At 63.9% G+C, this 17,073-nt stretch carries 12 protein-coding genes and 1 tRNA gene; 10 read left to right on the forward strand and 3 right to left on the reverse strand.

Going from position 1 to position 17,073, the window contains the following annotated elements; genetic code table 11:
• Positions 1 to 33: 33 nt before the first annotated feature.
• The 3 genes from A0U87_RS21475 to A0U87_RS21485 all read left to right on the forward strand — a co-directional run bounded on the left by A0U87_RS21475 (position 34) and on the right by A0U87_RS21485 (position 5,798).
• Positions 34 to 2,319, forward strand: a complete 2,286-nt coding sequence (locus tag A0U87_RS21475; RefSeq protein WP_234415590.1) for a TonB-dependent receptor — start codon at positions 34 to 36, stop codon at positions 2,317 to 2,319.
• A gap of 98 nt (positions 2,320 to 2,417) precedes the next feature.
• A complete protein-coding gene (locus A0U87_RS21480) occupies positions 2,418 to 4,067 on the forward strand; it encodes an amidohydrolase family protein (protein WP_048936989.1) in 1,650 nt (549 codons plus the stop codon).
• Between the two features lie 39 nt (positions 4,068 to 4,106).
• Entirely contained in the window at positions 4,107 to 5,798 is a 1,692-nt protein-coding gene (locus A0U87_RS21485) for an amidohydrolase family protein (protein WP_048936988.1), read from the forward strand.
• A gap of 42 nt (positions 5,799 to 5,840) precedes the next feature.
• On the opposite strand, the gene A0U87_RS21490 is transcribed toward A0U87_RS21485, so the two are convergent.
• Complete coding sequence (locus A0U87_RS21490) at positions 5,841 to 6,299, reverse strand: Lrp/AsnC ligand binding domain-containing protein (RefSeq protein WP_017499923.1); 459 nt, start codon at positions 6,297 to 6,299, stop codon at positions 5,841 to 5,843.
• 304 nt (positions 6,300 to 6,603) lie between these two features.
• On the opposite strand from A0U87_RS21490, the gene A0U87_RS21495 reads away from it, so the two are divergent.
• Positions 6,604 to 9,018 carry a membrane-bound PQQ-dependent dehydrogenase, glucose/quinate/shikimate family gene (locus A0U87_RS21495; RefSeq protein WP_048936987.1) on the forward strand — a complete coding sequence of 805 codons (2,415 nt, stop codon included), beginning with the start codon at positions 6,604 to 6,606 and terminating at the stop codon, positions 9,016 to 9,018.
• 92 nt (positions 9,019 to 9,110) lie between these two features.
• The gene (locus A0U87_RS21500; RefSeq protein ID WP_137405981.1) at positions 9,111 to 10,409 is read left to right on the forward strand and encodes a carbohydrate porin; all 1,299 of its coding nucleotides are present in this window, start codon (positions 9,111 to 9,113) and stop codon (positions 10,407 to 10,409) included.
• Positions 10,410 to 10,435: 26 nt separating this feature from the next.
• Here the strand turns inward: A0U87_RS21500 and A0U87_RS21505 are convergent, their stop codons facing one another.
• The gene (locus tag A0U87_RS21505) at positions 10,436 to 11,056 is read right to left on the reverse strand and encodes a TetR/AcrR family transcriptional regulator (RefSeq protein WP_048936985.1); all 621 of its coding nucleotides are present in this window, start codon (positions 11,054 to 11,056) and stop codon (positions 10,436 to 10,438) included.
• A gap of 86 nt (positions 11,057 to 11,142) precedes the next feature.
• On the opposite strand from A0U87_RS21505, the gene A0U87_RS21510 reads away from it, so the two are divergent.
• A complete protein-coding gene (locus A0U87_RS21510; protein WP_122928103.1) occupies positions 11,143 to 12,468 on the forward strand; it encodes an NAD(P)/FAD-dependent oxidoreductase in 1,326 nt (441 codons plus the stop codon).
• 137 nt (positions 12,469 to 12,605) lie between these two features.
• On the opposite strand, the gene A0U87_RS21515 is transcribed toward A0U87_RS21510, so the two are convergent.
• Positions 12,606 to 12,682 (reverse strand) — tRNA-Met (locus A0U87_RS21515).
• Between the two features lie 296 nt (positions 12,683 to 12,978).
• Here A0U87_RS21515 and A0U87_RS21520 point away from each other — a divergent pair.
• The 4 genes from A0U87_RS21520 to A0U87_RS21535 all read left to right on the forward strand — a co-directional run bounded on the left by A0U87_RS21520 (position 12,979) and on the right by A0U87_RS21535 (position 17,064).
• A complete protein-coding gene (locus tag A0U87_RS21520; protein WP_004212139.1) occupies positions 12,979 to 14,388 on the forward strand; it encodes a circularly permuted type 2 ATP-grasp protein in 1,410 nt (469 codons plus the stop codon).
• A gap of 91 nt (positions 14,389 to 14,479) precedes the next feature.
• Entirely contained in the window at positions 14,480 to 15,412 is a 933-nt protein-coding gene (locus A0U87_RS21525; protein WP_004212140.1) for an alpha-E domain-containing protein, read from the forward strand.
• A gap of 20 nt (positions 15,413 to 15,432) precedes the next feature.
• Positions 15,433 to 16,299, forward strand: a complete 867-nt coding sequence (locus A0U87_RS21530) for a transglutaminase family protein (protein WP_048936983.1) — start codon at positions 15,433 to 15,435, stop codon at positions 16,297 to 16,299.
• Between the two features lie 27 nt (positions 16,300 to 16,326).
• On the forward strand, positions 16,327 to 17,064 hold the full coding sequence (locus A0U87_RS21535; protein WP_048936982.1) for a peptidase: 738 nt from the start codon (positions 16,327 to 16,329) through the stop codon (positions 17,062 to 17,064).
• Positions 17,065 to 17,073 lie beyond the last annotated feature (9 nt).

A 17,073-nucleotide genomic window follows, 5' to 3' on the forward strand; every position in this document is an offset into this window, starting at 1 on the left:
GGCGAGGAAAACAAATAAAAACAGGGGGTTTTTATGTTGTCATCTCACAAGGGCCGCCTTCTCAAGCTGTTGCAGGCCGGCAGTGCATTATCCTGCATGGTCGCCATGGCTGGCGGCGTTGCACAGGCCCAGGAACAGGATCAGGGCGAAATCGTCGTTACCGCGCTCAAGCGCAACACCCGCGTTCAGGATACCCCGATCGCGATCACCGCCGTGACGGGCGCCAGCCTGGAAGCGGCGGGCACCAGCAGCTTCACCGAACTGACCCGCGATACGCCCAGCCTGCGCATCGTCGATGGCGGCCCCGGCAATCGGCGCGTCATCCTGCGCGGTGTCACGGCAGCCGGTGAACCGACGGTCGGCGTCTATTATGACGAAGCGCCGGTGTCCGGCTCGGTCGGCACCACCAGCGATGCTGCTGGCGCCACGCCCGACTTCCGCATTTTCGACGTCGAACGCGCCGAAGTGCTGCGCGGGCCCCAGGGCACGCTCTACGGCTCCGGTTCGATGGGCGGCACGCTGCGCATCATCTTCAACAAGCCCAGGACCGACAAGATTGAGGCGGCCTTTGCCAGCACCATGTCGGCGGTCGAGGGCGGATCGATGGGCGCGTCCTTCGACGGGATGCTGAACGTCCCGCTGATCGAGGACAAGCTGGCCATCCGCATCGTCGGCAACGCCACCCAGGTCGCGGGCTATGTCGACAACAGCTATTATGGCTACAAGAATATCAACGATCCCTACACCTATGGCGGGCGCATCATGCTGCGCTTCACGCCGACAGAGGCGCTGACGCTGGACCTGAGCGCCAATTACGAGAAGGCGGCCGGTGAATCGCCGCGCTGGTATGCCGAAACCGGCAAGCGCTGGACCACCGACGCGCGCGCGGAATCGGGCAATTACGACACCAACCGCATCTATAATGCGACGCTCAACTATGATTTCGGCCCGGTCGTGCTGACCGCCATCACCACGTACACCGATCGCGACCGCATCGTCGTCGGCGATGTCAGCGATACGTTCAACGGCCGCGACACGGCGGCCCGCTGCCAGACCTATCGCGGCAATGGCGCCGCCTGCTCCGCTGACGTGCTGGCCGATTATCTGTCGGACACCCGCGCCCTGCTGTCGTCCAGCCTGTATCAGCCGCAATCGGTCAAGAACTGGCTCAACGAAATCCGCCTGAGTTCGACCGGGGATGGCCCGCTCAACTGGACCGTCGGCCTGTTCAGCGAGGACCGCAAGACGGTGGTGCGCTCGACCCTGCTCAAGGCCGATCCGGACACTGGCTTCCTCTACGATCCGGACGATATCGCCAATCTCGCTTATGACCGCACCATCAACGACAAGCTGAAGCAGAAGGCGGTCTTCGCCGAAATCTCCTACAAGCTGTTCGACAAGCTGACGCTGACCGCAGGCGCGCGCTATTATGATTATAAGAAGACGGTCGGCGGCCGGATCGACATGGGCCAGGAACATTATGCGTCGGTCGTGACGCCCTATACCGAAGCCAAGTCGTCCGAGGACGGCGTCCTTACCAAGTTCAACATCTCCTATCAGGCGACCCCTGATGTGATGGTCTATGCCCAGGCGGCGCAGGGCTTCAGGCCGGGCGGCGTCAACCAGGTGATTGGCCTGTCGGCGGCGCTGGCCGCCTACACATCGGACAGCCTGTGGAACTATGAACTGGGCTTCAAGAGCAAGATCCTGCCGCGCACCTATCTCAACATGGCGACCTACCAGATCGACTGGAGCAACATGCAGGTGTCGGCCCGCACGGCGGGCACCGGCTCGGTCTTCGGCCTCATCTCCAACGTCGGCGCGGCCCGCATTCGCGGCGTCGAGGCGGAATTCTCCACCGAGATTGCCGGCATCAGCTTCAGCGCCAACGGTTCCTACACCGATGCCAAGCTGACCGAGGATCAGGTCAGCACCATCGTCGTGGCATCGGGTCGCAAGGGCGACCGGATCGCCAATGTGCCGAAATGGAATTTCGGCGGATCGGCCGAATATAAGCATATGCTGACCGATGCGATGGATGCCGTCATCCGCACCGATGTCACCTATAATGGCAGTTCCTACAGCACGATCAGCCCGACCGACACCTATCGGCGCCGGCTGGACGATTATACGCTGACCAACCTGCGCCTGGGCGTGCAGGCCAGCGACAACAACTGGGGCGCCCATTTCTTCGTGAACAATCTGTTCAACGAACTGGCAGTGGTCAGTTCCAGCTCCAGCAGCAACACCGGCGGCAAGACGGTGGTGTTTACCGCGCCGCCGCGCACCTACGGCATCAACCTCACCAAGAAGTTCTGATCGCCTGGCACGGGGGCGGCCTGTCGGTCGCCTCCCTTTTTGGGGGCCTTATGGCGGCCCCATGATCGATACAGGGGGATGATATGTTCAAGCGACACATGTGTTTCGCCGGCCTTTCACTGCTCGCGCTGGCTGCCGGAGGGGCGATCGCCCAGCCCGCCAAGGCGCCGGTGGAAGCGGTCAAGCCCCGCGCCGGCGCCAATCCCGCACCGGCGCGCGCTGCCGGCGAAGGCGCTGGCCCGTTCCGCAAGATGGTGATACGCGGCGTCACCCTGATCGACGGCAGCGGCGCGCCGCCGCGCGGGCCGGTCGACATCGTGATCGAAAATGACGTCATCGCTGACATCCTGCCGGCCGGAACGCCCGGCCTGCCGTTCAAGCAGGGACGCGCGCCGACCGACGCCGATTATGAACTGGACGCGACCGGCATGTTCGTGACGCCCGGCTTCATCGACATGCATGTCCATGGCTCCACCGACGACAAGGCGCCGGACCTGTCCTATTCCTACAAGCTGTGGCTGGCCCACGGCGTCACCACGGTGCGCGGCGTCGACCTCGCACCCATGGAAGTGTCCCTGAGCGAACGCGCGCGCTCCGCCCGTAACGAGATCGTCGCGCCGCGCATCTTCGCCTATCAGCGGCCGGGGCAAGGCAAGGGCTGGACAGGCGGTCGCACCAACACGCCGGAAAAGGCGCGTGCCTGGGTGCAATGGGCGGCCAAGCAGGGGATCGACGGCATCAAGTTGCTGGATGATCCGGACCAGCCGCCCGAAGTGATGGCCGCCATCATGGATGAGGCGAAGAAGCTGAAGCTCGGCACCACGGCGCATCTGTCCCAGATCGGTGTGGGCCGCATGAACGCCGAACAGGCGGGCGATGCGGGCCTTGGCACCGTCACCCATTTCTACGGCCATTTCGAATCCCTGCTGAAGAATGGCCCGGTCCAGAACTGGCCGGTCGACTATAATTATGCCGACGAGCAGGATCGGTTCGGCAATGTCGCCAATCTGGCGGAAGAAAGCGTCGAGCCGGGATCGGACCGCTGGTGGGCCTATCTGGAGCATCAGAAGGCCAATCATGTCACCTTCGACCCCACCATGACCATCTATGCCGCCGGCCGCGATCTGATGTTGGCGCGTAACGCCGACTGGCACGACAAATATACCATGCCGCAGCTGTGGAATTTCTACATGTCCTCGCGCGAGAACCACGGCTCCTATTTCTATGACTGGACCACCGCGATCGAGGTGAAGTGGCGGAATTTCTACCACAAATATATGCGCCTGATTAACGACTACAAGAATATCGGCGGTCGCGTCACCACCGGGTCGGACTCCGGCTTCATCTTCAAGCCCTATGGCTTTGGCTATATCCAGGAACTGGAGCTGCTGCAGGAAGCGGGCTTCAATCCGTCACAGGTGATCCAGTCGGCGACGCTGAACGGCGCGCTGACACTCTATGATCCCAGGGGTGAAGTGCCACCGATCGGCACGGTCCGCGTCGGCAAGCTGGCGGACCTCGTCATCCTCAAGGAAAATCCGCTGCAGAATTTCAAGACGCTCTACGGCACCGGCACGCTGCGCCTGAACGAGCAGACCCAGCGGCTCGAACGGGTGGGCGGCGTCAGCTACACGGTCAAGGACGGCATCGTCTATGACGCGAAGAAATTGCTGGCGGATGTCGCGGACATGGTCGTTGCGGAAAAGCGGCGCATGGGCATGCCGGAACAGGGGCTGCCCCATCCCTGACGGGGCGGGGCTTGATAATTCAACAGGGACGGGAAAAGAATGAAGAACAAGATGCTGATCCGGTCGGGCCTTGCTGCGCTCGCCCTCATGACGGTCGCCAGCGCCTCTCATGCGCATGATCCGGACGAATGGTATGTCGGCGGCGCTGCCGGCATCGTCAATGGCAAGAAGCCGACCTTCGTGCCCGCGCCGGCGCGTGGCAGCGCTGACAATGTCGGCCCCTTCCGCAAGCTGGTGATCCGTGGCGCGACCCTGATCGACGGCACCGGCGCACCGCCGCGCGGCCCCTATGACATTGTCGTGGAAGGGAACAAGATCACCGCCATCACCCAGGCCGGCTGGCCCGGCCTGCCACAGGCGAAGGGGCGTGCGCCGACCGACGCCGATTATGAGATCGACGCGACCGGCATGTATGTGATGCCCGGCTTCAACGACATGCATGTCCACACCCCCGCCAGCGACAAGGCGCCGGATATGAGCTATGCCTACAAGCTGTGGCTGGCCCATGGCGTCACCACGGTGCGCGGCGTGCCGCTGGCCGATCCGGTCGTCGCCAGTTCGGAAAAGAACCGCTCCGCCGCCAACGAGATCGCGGCACCGCGTATCTTCAACTACCAGACGTTGGGCGCCGGCTGGGACGGCGGGCCGATCGACAGCCCGGACAAGGCGCGCGCCTGGGTCAAATGGGCTGCCGCGCACAATATCGACGGCATCAAATTCTTCAATCGGCCCGAGGAGACGCCGCAGATCATCGCCGCCGCCATTGACGAGGCGCACAAGAACAAGATGGGCACCACGGCCCATCTGTCACAGACCGGCGTCGCCAATTTCAACGCCTATGACGCGGCCGAGGCGGGGCTGGATACCGTCACCCATTATTATGGCCATTTCGAATCCCTGCTGAAGGACGGGACGATCCAGCGCTTTCCGTCCGACTATGACTATAATAACGAACAGCATCGCTTCGGCGAGGTGGCGGAAATCTGGAACCAGACGGTCGAGCCGGAATCCGAACGCTGGTGGGATTATCTGAAGCATCAGAAGGAGAAGCATGTCACCTTCGACCCGACGATGAACATCTATGCGGCATCCCGCGACCTGATGCGGGCGCGCAATGCCGACTGGCAGAATCTCTACACCACGCCGCAGCTCTGGGCCTATTTCCAGTCGACCCGCGACAATCACGGTTCCTATTTCTACGACTGGGGCACCGAGAACGAGTTTGCGTGGAAGAAATTCTACAACAACTATTTCAAGCTGGTCAACGACTATAAGAATATCGGCGGCCGGGTGACGGTCGGCACTGATTCCGGCTTCATCTACAAAGTCTATGGCTTCGCCTATATCGAGGAGCTGGAACTGCTGCGCGAAGCCGGCTTCTCGCCGCTGGAGATCATGCGCTCGGCCACCATGTGGGGTTCGCAGACCCTCTATGAGCCCAAGGGCATGGCGCCGCCGACTGGCGTGCTGCGCGTCGGCATGCTGGCCGACATGGTCATCACCAGGGAAAACCCGCTGGCCAATCTCAAGACGCTCTATGGCACCGGTCATTCGCGTCTGAACCCGGAAACCAACAAGCAGGAAATGGTCGGCGGCGTCAGCTACACGATCAAGGACGGCATCGTCTATGATGCCAAGAAGCTGCTGGCCGAAGTGGCCGAGATGGTGAAGGCGGAAAAGGCGCGCACCGGCCAGACCGGCGCCGGCCCGGCCAATCCCAACGCCATGTAATGGATCGAAAGCGGCGCTCTGGGGAAGGGCGCCGCTTTCATGTCATAGCGGCAGCGCCGTCGTCGACTTGACCTCTTCCAGCACCGCATAGGTCCGCGTCTCGCGCACACCCGGCATGTCGACCAATTCCTCGGCCAGGAATTTTCGATAGGCGGCCATGTCCTTCATCCGGACCTTGATCAGATAGTCGAAACCGCCGGCCACCATATGGCATTCCAATATGTCCCGCTGCCGCCGTGTCGCTTCGGCAAACTGGCGGAAGATGTCGCCGGTGGTGCGGTTGAGCAGCACTTCGATGAAGATCAGCAGCGGCCGCTGGTTGAGGTGCGGATCGAGCAGCGCGACATAGGAAGAGATATAGCCATTGTCCCGCAGCTTGCGGGTCCGGTCGAAACAGGCCGATGGCGAGAGGTTGCAATGCTTGGCCAGATCCTGGTTGGTTATGCGACCATCGATCTGAAGCTTGTTCAATATCTTCCGGTCAGTTTCGTCCAGGTTCATCGAAACCCCCAAAACGCTAGCAGTTGGCCAAACCTCAACGATATCTGTGCAAGTCGCGGAAAATGCTGGGCTGCGATCCCATGGGCTCATGCCGGGGATAACGTATCGCTGTGGGAAACCCTCAGCGGCATCGCACGTCCCTCGCGGGATTAGCGCCCAACTTGCCAGCGAGGCAGGAGTGTACTAAATGGTACACAATGTCGCAGCCGTCAGGGCTGGGCGACTCGATCGGCCTGTGGACCCGTGGGCACCGCTCTCCGACGACCATAAGAGATGAAGGAGGTGCCGCGTGTCAGGCACGAAAATGCACGGCCAGCCGCTTGTTCGCGGTTGGCTGCTTCTGTTGGGGGCGGTGATCCTTGCCGCTGGCCTCTTTTTCGCCATCGGCGGCGGCAAGCTCGTCAGCTTGGGCGGCAGTCCCTATTTCCTGATCGCCGGCATCGCGCTGGTCCTCGCGGGCGGCCTCATCGCCCTGCGCAAGACCAGCGGCGGCCTGCTGTTCGGCGCCACCTTCCTGGTGACGGTCCTCTGGGCGCTGTGGGAAGTCGGCTTCAGCTTCTGGCCGCTCATTTCCCGCTTGCTGGCGATGGGTGTCGGCGCGACCGTCGTTGCGCTCTCCTATCCGCTGCTGCGGCGCGGCGACGGTTCTGCGCCCGCCTGGCGGCCTGCATTGCTGATGGCAACGCTGGTCGGCCTGGGTTCGGCGGCCGGTGCGGCCGGCATGTTCATGGTCCATCCGACCGTGCCCTTTGCCGGGCAGGTGGCTTCGCTGGTGCCGGTCGATCCGGCGCGCGAGCAGAAGGACTGGACCGCCTATGGCAATACGCCAGGTGGCAGCCGCTTCGTCGCGCTCGACCAGATCACCCGCGACAATGTGAACAAGCTCAAGGTCGCCTGGACCTATCGCACTGGCGACGTCGCGCAGAGCGACGGCAATGGCGCCGAGGACCAGAATACCCCGCTGCAGGTCGGCGATACATTGTTCATCTGCACCCCGCACAACAATGTCATCGCTCTCGACGCCGATACCGGGCGCGAGAAGTGGAAGACGCTGATCAATGCCAAGGCATCGGTCTGGATGCGCTGCCGGGGCCTTGCCTATTTCGACGCCCATGCGCCGATCCAGCAGCCCAGCCTGCCCGGCGCGACGCCGGTGACCGCCGTGACGGTGCCGACGGGCGCCGCCTGCCAGCGCCGCATCCTGATGAACACGATCAATGCCGAACTGATTGCGCTGGATGCCGACACCGGCAAGTTCTGCGCCGATTTCGGCACCAATGGCCGGGTCGACCTGAAGGCCGGCCTCGGCAATGCGCCCGATCCCCAATATCAGCTGACCTCCGCGCCGACCCTGGCGGGCACGACTGTGGTGGTCGGCGGCCGTGTCGCCGACAATGTGCAGGTCGATATGCCGGGCGGCGTGATGCGCGGCTTCGACGTCATTACGGGCAAGCTGCGCTGGGCTTTCGATCCGGGCAATCCGGCGATCACCGGCACCCCGCCGGCAGGCAAGACCTATGCCCGCTCGACCCCCAATGTCTGGGCTGCCATGTCCTATGATCCGGCGTCCAACACCGTGTTCATGCCGGTCGGCAGCGCCTCGGTCGATCTCTATGGCGTCACCCGCAGCGCGCTCGATCATAAATATGGCGCGTCGATGCTTGCGCTCGATGCCACCACCGGCCGTGAGAAATGGCATTTCCAGACCGTCCATAACGACCTTTGGGACTTCGACCTGCCGATGCAGCCGAGCTTCGTCGACTTCCCCATCGATGCCGCCCGCAAGGTGCCTGCGCTCGTCTTTGGCACCAAGGCAGGGCAGGTCTATGTGCTTGATCGCGCCACCGGCAAGCCGCTCACCGACGTGAAGGAAGTGCCGGTCAAGCCGGCGAACATTCCGGGCGAGCCTTATTCGCTGACCCAGCCCAAGTCGCTCGGCATGCCGCAGATCGGCGTCGGCCCGCTGACCGAGGCGGACATGTGGGGCGCCACTCCGTTCGACCAGCTGCTCTGCCGTATCGCCTTCAAGGGCATGCGCTATGAGGGGCTCTACACCGCGCCGGGCACCGACAAGTCGCTGAGCTTCCCCGGATCGCTGGGCGGCATGAACTGGGGCGGCATCTCGACCGATCCGACCAGCGGCACCATCTTCGTCAACGACATGCGTCTTGGCCTGTGGGTACAGATGTTCCCGCAGACCGCGGCGCAGAAGGGCCAGTCGGGCAGCGCGGGCGAGGCGGTCAATACCGGCATGGGCAGCGTCCCGCTGAAGGGCACGCCCTATTCGGTGGTGAAGGACCGCTTCCTGTCGGCGCTGGGCATCCCCTGTCAGGCGCCGCCCTATGGCACGCTGACCGCGATCGACCTCAAGAGCCGCGCCATCAAGTGGCAGGTGCCGGTGGGTACGGTGCGCGACACCGGGCCGATGGGCATCCGCATGGGCTTGCCAATCCCGATCGGCATGCCGACGCTGGGTGGCACGCTGGCGACGCAGGGCGGCCTGGTCTTCATCGCCGGCACGCAGGACTTCTATCTGCGCGCCTTCAACGCGGCGACCGGGGCGGAAGTCTGGAAGGCCCGTCTGCCGGTCGGCAGCCAGGGCGGCCCGATGAGCTACAAGTCGCCCAAGAGCGGCAAGCAATATGTGGTCGTGACGGCGGGCGGTGCGCGCCAGTCGCCCGACCGGGGCGATTATGTGATCGCCTACACGCTGCGCTGAACCATGGGCGGGGCGGCCCGGCGCTGCTCCGCCTGTCTGTCGTCATCATTCATGTCACCGCGCGCTGATGTGCCGCGCGGAAGGGAGGGGCTTTGGCCCAACATCTTCACCTCCATGCCCGCCTGACCCTGGCGGCATTGCTGATCCTGCTGCCGGTGGCGGGCGCCCAAGCGCAGGAGGTCGCGTCGGAAAAGCCGGTGGCGGCCCCGCGCGAAACGCTGACCGGCGACTGGGGCGGGTTGCGCACGCGGCTGAAGCAGGCGGGCGTCACCGTGCGCGCCGACTATGTCGGCGAAGCCTTCGCTGCGGTAGATGGCGGCCAGCGGCAGGGCAGCGCTTATACCCAGCAATTGCGCGCCAGCCTCGATTTCGACATGGACCGGATCGTCGGCATCTCTGGCGGCATCGTGCATGTCACCATCAACGACCGGCGCGGTGTCGGCCTCTCCTCCGACATCGTCGGCAATCGCCTGCCGATCCAGGAGGCGGCCGGCGGCAATTATACCCGTCTCTCGGAACTCAGCTACGAACAGAATATCGACAATGGCCGCCTCAACCTGCGCCTGGGCTATTTTGCCATGGGCAATGATCTGGGCGGGATGATCCTGGGCTGCAATTTCGTCAATGCGGCCTTCTGTGCCGATCCGCTGTCGGAATCGGGCAATAGCGGCTGGTATAATTATCCCAATGCCCGCTGGGGCGCGGCGGTGCGTTATCGCATCCGGCCGGATCTGGCGCTGCGCACCGGCGTCTATCAAGTCAATCCCCGCCTCAACGATCCCGACAATGCGTTCCGCCCCTTTGCCGGCGGCACGACCGGCGTATTGCTGCCGCTGGAGCTGGAATATGACCCCGGCCTCGCGCCGGGCAGTCATGTGCTGCCGGGCCATTACAAGATCGGCGCCTATTATGACACGTCACGCGCCGCCCGGCGCGGCGAGCAGGGCATGCTGCGGGGCCGCTATGGCGTCTATGCGCTGGCCGACCAGATGATCCTGCGCGAAAGAACGGGCAATCGCGGCCTTTCCATCTTCGCCCAGTTCACCGCCAATCCGGAGGCGTCGGCCCAGATCACCCACTGGTATGCCGCCGGGCTGGTCAAGACCGGCACCTTTGCCGGCCGGGACGCCGACAGCATCTCGATCGGCATCGTCCATGCACAGGTCAATCCACGCCTGCGCCGCGCAGCCGCCGATGCGCAGGATATTCCCGGCGGCTACGCCGCGCTGCCGGTGGGCGAGACCGCGATCGAGATGAGCTATGGCATCCAGTTGCGGCGCTGGCTCAGCATCCGGCCGGACGTCCAATATATTCTTGATCCCGGTGCCTTTTCCTACCGCCGCACCAATGATGCGCTGGCGCTGGGCGGCCAGGTCAAGATGCAGTTCTGATCCGGCCCATGGTCTCGGCCCAGTCTTCAGGCGTCTGCCCGGCAATAGCGCAGCACATTGTCGATCACCTGCGCGCGGCGCCGCTTGGCCGCCGCTTCGCTGGTCATGTCGACGCCGAAGATCGCGTGGAAACTGTGGCGGTTGGACACGAAGTAGAAGGCGAGGGCGCTGATCGTCATGTGCAAATCGACGGCGTCCAGCCCGGCGCGGAAGCTGCCATCGGCAATGCCGCGATCGATCAGCGCCTGGGTCTTGGGCAGGACGATCTCATTATGCCCTTCCGAAATCTCGCCGACATGCGGGCCGCCCCGGATATTCTCGTCCATCACCAGCCGCACCAGTTCGGGATGGTTGAAATGATAGTCGAAGGTGAGGGCGGTCAGCCGCTCCAGCGCGGCGAGCGGCGGCAGGTCGCTCAGTTCGGCCTCCAGTTCGGCCGATCTGATGCCGCGATAGGCTTCGGTCAGGACCGCGCGGTAGAGCCCGTCCTTGCTGCCGAAATGATAATAGATCATTCGCTTGGACGTCGCGGTCGCGGCCGCAATCTCGTCCACTCGCGCGCCGGCATAGCCTTTTTCCGCGAAATGCTGGGTCGCGATCGCGACGATGTCGCGCCGGTTGCGTTCGGTGAAATTCTGCTTGTCCACGCCTCGCTTTGCGACGCCGGGCGGCCTATTGCAATGCACAACCGGCGCGCCGGATCGCGATCCGCCGGTCTGCCGATCGAGGAGGAATGCGCTTGATCCCCGACAAGAAGACCCAGATCGTCATCGTCGGGGGCGGCGCCGCCGGCCTCGAACTCGCGCGCAAGCTCGGCGCCCGCTATGGCCGCAAGCGGCATGACATCATCCTGATCGATCGCAACCGCACCCATATCTGGAAACCGCTGCTGCACGAGGTCGCGACCGGATCGCTCGACGCCAGCCTGGACGAGGTCGGCTATCGCAGCCACTGCCACCGCTGGGGCTATCGCTATCTCTATGGCACGTTGCAGGGCATCGATCGGACTGCACGGCGGGTCCATGTCGCGCCGGTGTTCGATCCCAAGGGGCGCGAGGTGGTGAGCGCCCATTCGGTTCGTTACGACTATCTGGTGCTGGCCTATGGATCGGTCACCAATGATTTCGGGACGCCGGGCGTCGCCGACAATTGCCTGTTCCTCGACAGCCGGGCCCAGGCCGACAGCTTTCGCGATCAGTTGCTCGACCATTGCCTGCGCGTGTCGCGCGCCATGTCGGCCGATCCCGCGTCGGATGCACGGGTGCGGATCGCGATCGTCGGCGGTGGCGCCACCGGGGTCGAACTGGCGGCGGAACTCTATAATGCCGCCGATGCGCTGGGCTATTATGGACTGGAGGTGTTCGACCGCCAGCGGCTCGACGTCACCCTGCTGGAGGCGGGACCACGCGTCCTGCCGGCCTTGCCCGACCGACTGGCCGACGCCGCGCGCGAGGAACTGGAGGTGCTGGGTGTCAAGGTGCGCGCTGGCGTCGCCGTCACCGCCTCCACGCCTGAGGGGATGGAGACGAAGGATGGTGGCTTCGTCCCCGCCGATCTTCAGGTCTGGGCCGCCGGGGTCAAGGCGGCGGCGATCCGCGATGGCCTGGATGGGCTGGAACTGTCCCGCGCCGGCCAGGTGATCGTGCGGCCGACGCTACAGAGCCTGGCCGACGACCGCGTCTTCGCGATGGGCGATTGCGCCTCCTACACGCCACAGGGCGCCGATCGGCCGATCCCGCCGCGCGCGCAGGCCGCGCATCAGATGGCGGACACGGTGTTCGCCAATCTCGGCCGACTGATGGCCGACCGCCCGCTCAAGAGCTTCGTCTACAAGGATCATGGCTCGCTGGTGTCGCTCAGCCGCTATTCGACGGTCGGATCATTGATGGGCAAGCTGGTCGGCGGGCGCATGGCGGTGGAAGGGCGGCTCGCCCGCTTCGTCTATATGTCGCTCTATCGCATGCATCTGCTCGCCGTTCACGGCAACATACGCGGTCCCGCGCTGATCCTGGTCAGCCATATCAACCGCTTCGTACGCCCGCGCCTCAAGCTGCATTGAGGCGCCGGGCGGCTGCGGCGGCAAGCGACAGGGGCATCGCCACAGAATTGCTGCGATCAAGTTGAGACGAGCGGCTGCCTGCGGCCTGGTCTGTCGCCTGAATGCGCCCCTAAGGGCCATTTTCGATGTCTTGGAAATGGTAGCGGAGGAGGGACTTGAACCCCCGACACGCGGATTATGATTCCGCTGCTCTAACCAGCTGAGCTACTCCGCCCCATGGGCTTCGCAGGGGGTGTTTCCCTGCGGTGAGGCGGCGCTATACGCAGGGGATGGACGGTGGTCAACGGGGCGATTGCAAAAATCTGCATTCTTTTTTGAACGCCCTGCCAGAGGCCCCATCGCGCGCTCGTTTGCGCGCGTAGAAACGATCGGCACGACCTATTTCCGCAATCCCGACATGGCCGACGGAACGCTTTTTCCGCTCCGCCATTTTTGTCTTGCAATCGCAACGATGCGGCGCACTATTGTTGCAATGCACAACCGGCCGAGGGCCGAGGGAGGAACGACAACTTGCCCTTCCATGAAATGTTTGAGCCTGATGGTTCGCTGCGCCCCTGTTACGACGAAGTGCAGAAATGGGTGGAGCGGACAGGCATAGCCGGGCTCAATCGTCGCATGGATGAGGCGGAAGCGATCTTCCGGCGCATCGGCATCACCTTCGCCGTCTATGGCGAGGGTGGCGACCCGGAACGACTGATCCCCTTCGACCTGCTGCCGCGCATCTTCACCGCGAACGAATGGCGCATCCTCGACAAGGGCATCCGCCAGCGCGCCCGCGCCCTCAACGCCTTCCTGCACGACGTCTATCATCGCGGCGAGATCGTGAAGGCGGGCATCATGCCGGCCGACATCATCTATCGCAACAGCGCCTATCTCGCCGAAATGGCCGACTTCACCCCGCCGGGGAAGGTCTATAGCCATATCGTCGGCATCGATATCGTGCGCACCGGGCCGGGCAGTTTCGAGGTGCTGGAGGATAATTGCCGCACCCCCTCGGGCGTGTCCTACATGCTCGAAAATCGCGAGATCATGACGCGCATGTTCCCCGAGCTGTTCGCACAGGGCATGGTCGCGCCGGTCGACGATTATCCCGCCGAACTGCTCAAGAGCCTGAAGGAAGTCGCGCCGCCCGCCTGCAAGGGCGATCCGGTGGTGGTGGTGCTGACGCCCGGCTCGCTCAACAGCGCTTATTATGAGCATAGCTTCCTCGCCGACCTGATGGGCGTGGAACTGGTCGAGCCGGCCGATCTGTTCGTCGACAATGACCGGGTCTGGATGAAGACGACGCTCGGGCCCAAGGCGGTCGACGTCATCTATCGCCGTATCGACGACGAATATATCGACCCGCTGGTCTTCCGCCCCGACAGCCTGCTGGGCGTGCCGGGCATCTTCAGCGTCTATCGCAATGGCGGCGTGACGCTGGCGTCGGCGCCCGGATCGGGCATCGCCGACGACAAGGCGGTCTATATCTATGTGCCCGAGATGATCCGCTTCTATCTGGGCGAGGAGCCGATCCTCGACAATATCCAGACCTGGCAATGCTCCAAGCCCGACGAAATGGCCTATGTGCTGGAGCATCTGCACGAACTGGTGGCCAAGGAAGTCCATGGCTCGGGCGGCTATGGCATGTTGATCGGACCCAAGGCGAGCAAGGCGGAGGTCGAGGCCTATGCCGAGCGGATCAAGGCCAATCCCGGCGAGTTCATCGCCCAGCCGACGCTGGACCTGTCGACCGTGCCGACGCTCGGTCCGGCCAGCGTGGTCGGCCGCCATGCCGATTTCCGCCCCTATTGCCTGGTCGGCAAGCAGTTGCGGCTGGTCCCCGGTGGCCTGACCCGCGTGGCGCTGACCGAAGGGTCGCTGGTGGTCAATTCCAGCCAGGGCGGCGGGGTCAAGGATACCTGGGTGTTGCAGGATTGATGGGCGCAGCCGCTTCTCTCCTTTCGATTACCCCTGATGATGCAGGGCCGGGCGCAACGACGTCGGCCCCCACGGTGAAAAGAGCCAAGACATGCTGAGCCGGACCGCCGAAAATCTCTTCTGGATGGCGCGCTATATGGAGCGCGCCGAAGCCACCGCACGGCTGCTGTCGATGGGGCAGCGCATGGCGATCCTGCCGGGTGCGCATCATCGCGACGAATGGCGATCGGTCGTGCGCGCGACTGGGGCCGGGCATCAGTTCCCGGACGGCGTGCCGGTGACGGAAAGCGATGTCGTGTCCTTCCTGATGCTGGACGCCGACAATCCCAGCTCGATCCGCTCCTGCCTGCTCAAGGCCCGCGCCAATGCCAAGTCGGCGCGCACCATGCTGACCCAGGACATGTGGGAGGCGCTCAACGACGGCTGGCGCAAGCTCGACAGCTATGACGTGGCCGAGGCCAAGGCGCAGCTGCCGGCGCTGATCGACTGGGTGAAGACCCGTGTCATGACCTTCCGCGGCGCGGCCCATTCGGGCCAGCTGCGCAATGAAGGCCATGACTTCCTGCGCTGCGGCTCTGCGCTCGAACGGGCGCAGATGACGCTGCGGCTGCTCGACGTGAAATATTATGTGCTGCTGCCCGAAACCGAAGTCATCGGCGGCAATCGCGATCATTATCAATGGACGTCGGTGCTTTATGCGCTGTCGGGCGCGCGCGCCTATCATCATGTCTATGGCGGCACCTACACGCCCTGGCAGATCACCGATTTCCTGATGCTCAACCGGCTGTTCCCGCGCAGCGTCGCCTATTGCTGCGATCAGCTCGCCTATCGGCTCAACCGGCTGGCCGGTTGGCACAATGCGCGCGGCACCTGTCATGACACGGTCAAGCAGTTGGTGAGCGAGTTGGAGGAACTGGACGCCGGCGAGATTTTCCGCCGCGGCCTGCATGAAACGGTGCAGTACAGCCTGATGATGAGCAACCGGCTCGGCGTCGAAATCGCCGAAACCTATCATTTCGGCTGAAGGGGGAGGGGAAGCGCGCCATGAAATTGCTCGTCCGTCACCAGACCGTCTATGGCTATCCCGCCTCCGCCGGCCGCGTCGCGATGCGGCTGAAGCTGGTGCCGGTCGATACGCCGGGCCAGAAGGTCCATGACTGGCAGGTCAGCATCAATGGCGAGGCGCTGACCAATTTCCGTCCCAACAGCTATGGCGAGATGGAGGCGGTCTGGGTCCGCCATGATAGCCTCAGCGAGGCGGTGATCGTTGCCGAGGGGTTGGTCGAGACGCGCGAGACCCATGGTATTGGTGGCCTGCCGCAATGCCGGGTCGATGCCCGCTATTTCCTGCGCGACACGGCGCTGACCAGGGCGTCCGATGCGATCCGCGCCATGGTTGCCGCCCTGCCGGAAGGAGACGGGCCGCTGGCGCAACTCCATGCCCTGTCGGCCGCGATCAGCGATGCCGTTCAATATCGGCCGGGCGTGACCGGCGCCGACACGACCGCGGCGCAGGCTTTTGCTTTGGGTGCTGGCGTGTGCCAGGATCATGCCCAGATCTTCCTTGCCGGTGCGCGCCTGCTGGGGGTGCCGGCCCGCTATGTCTCGGGCTACCTGCTCGCGGCCGAGGGCGATCTGCTGCACGAAACCCATGGCTGGGCCGAAGCGCTGGTGCCGGGGCTGGGCTGGGTCGGCTTCGATCCGTCCAACCGCGTCTGCGTCACCGAACGCTATCTGCGCCTGGCCAGTGGCCTGGATGCCGATGAAGCTGCTCCGATACGGGGCTCCGTGACGGTCGCGGGCGATATCAGCATTGACGCCGATGTCCGGATCGCGCAGGCGGAAGACGGAGTCGAGGAACGGCAATTGCAACGCCAGCAACAGCAGAGCACGCCCACGCCCCGCTCCTAGGGTAGAGATAAGCAGGACTTCGGGGCGATGACCTATTGTGTGGCGGTACGCGTGGACCAGGGGCTGGTCATGCTGTCGGACACCCGGACCAATGCGGGCATGGACAATATCGCCCGCTTCCGGAAAAGCTTCACCTATCATGTCGAGGGTGAGCGGGCGATCACCTTGCTCTGTTCGGGCAATCTGTCGATCACCCAGGGGGTGAAGACGATGCTGTCGCGCGCGATCCGCGAGGCTGAGAGCGATCCCGCGGTGGAGACCATCCTCAATTGCGACACGATGCACCGCGCGGCGCAGCTGGTGGGCGATGCGATGCGCACCATGCAGGGCCGCTACCGCGAGAGCATTGCGATGGACGGATCGGCCGCCAGCGCCTCGATCATGATCGCGGGCCAGCGCAAGGGCGGCAAGCCGCGCCTCTATCTCATCTATTCGGCCGGCAATTTCATCGAGGCGACCGAGGACACGCCCTTCTTCCAGATCGGCGAGCATAAATATGGCAAGCCGATCCTCGACCGCATCATCCAGCGCGAGACGAGCCTGGAGGACGCGACCAAGGCGGTGCTGGTGTCGATGGATTCGACCCTGCGCTCCAACCTGTCGGTCGGCATGCCGCTCGACCTCACCGTGATCGAGACCGACACGTTCGACTTCCGCGTCCGCACCCGGATCGAGGCGGATAATGAGGAATTTGCGATGATCTCGCAGGGCTGGTCCGCCGCCCTGCGCAAGGGGTTCGAGGATCTGCCCAACGTCCTAGATTAAGGGGAGGGG

Origin of the sequence: Sphingobium sp. MP9-4 (genome assembly GCF_005281675.1) — a bacterium.
GTDB classification, from domain to species: Bacteria; Pseudomonadota; Alphaproteobacteria; order Sphingomonadales; family Sphingomonadaceae; genus Sphingobium; species Sphingobium yanoikuyae.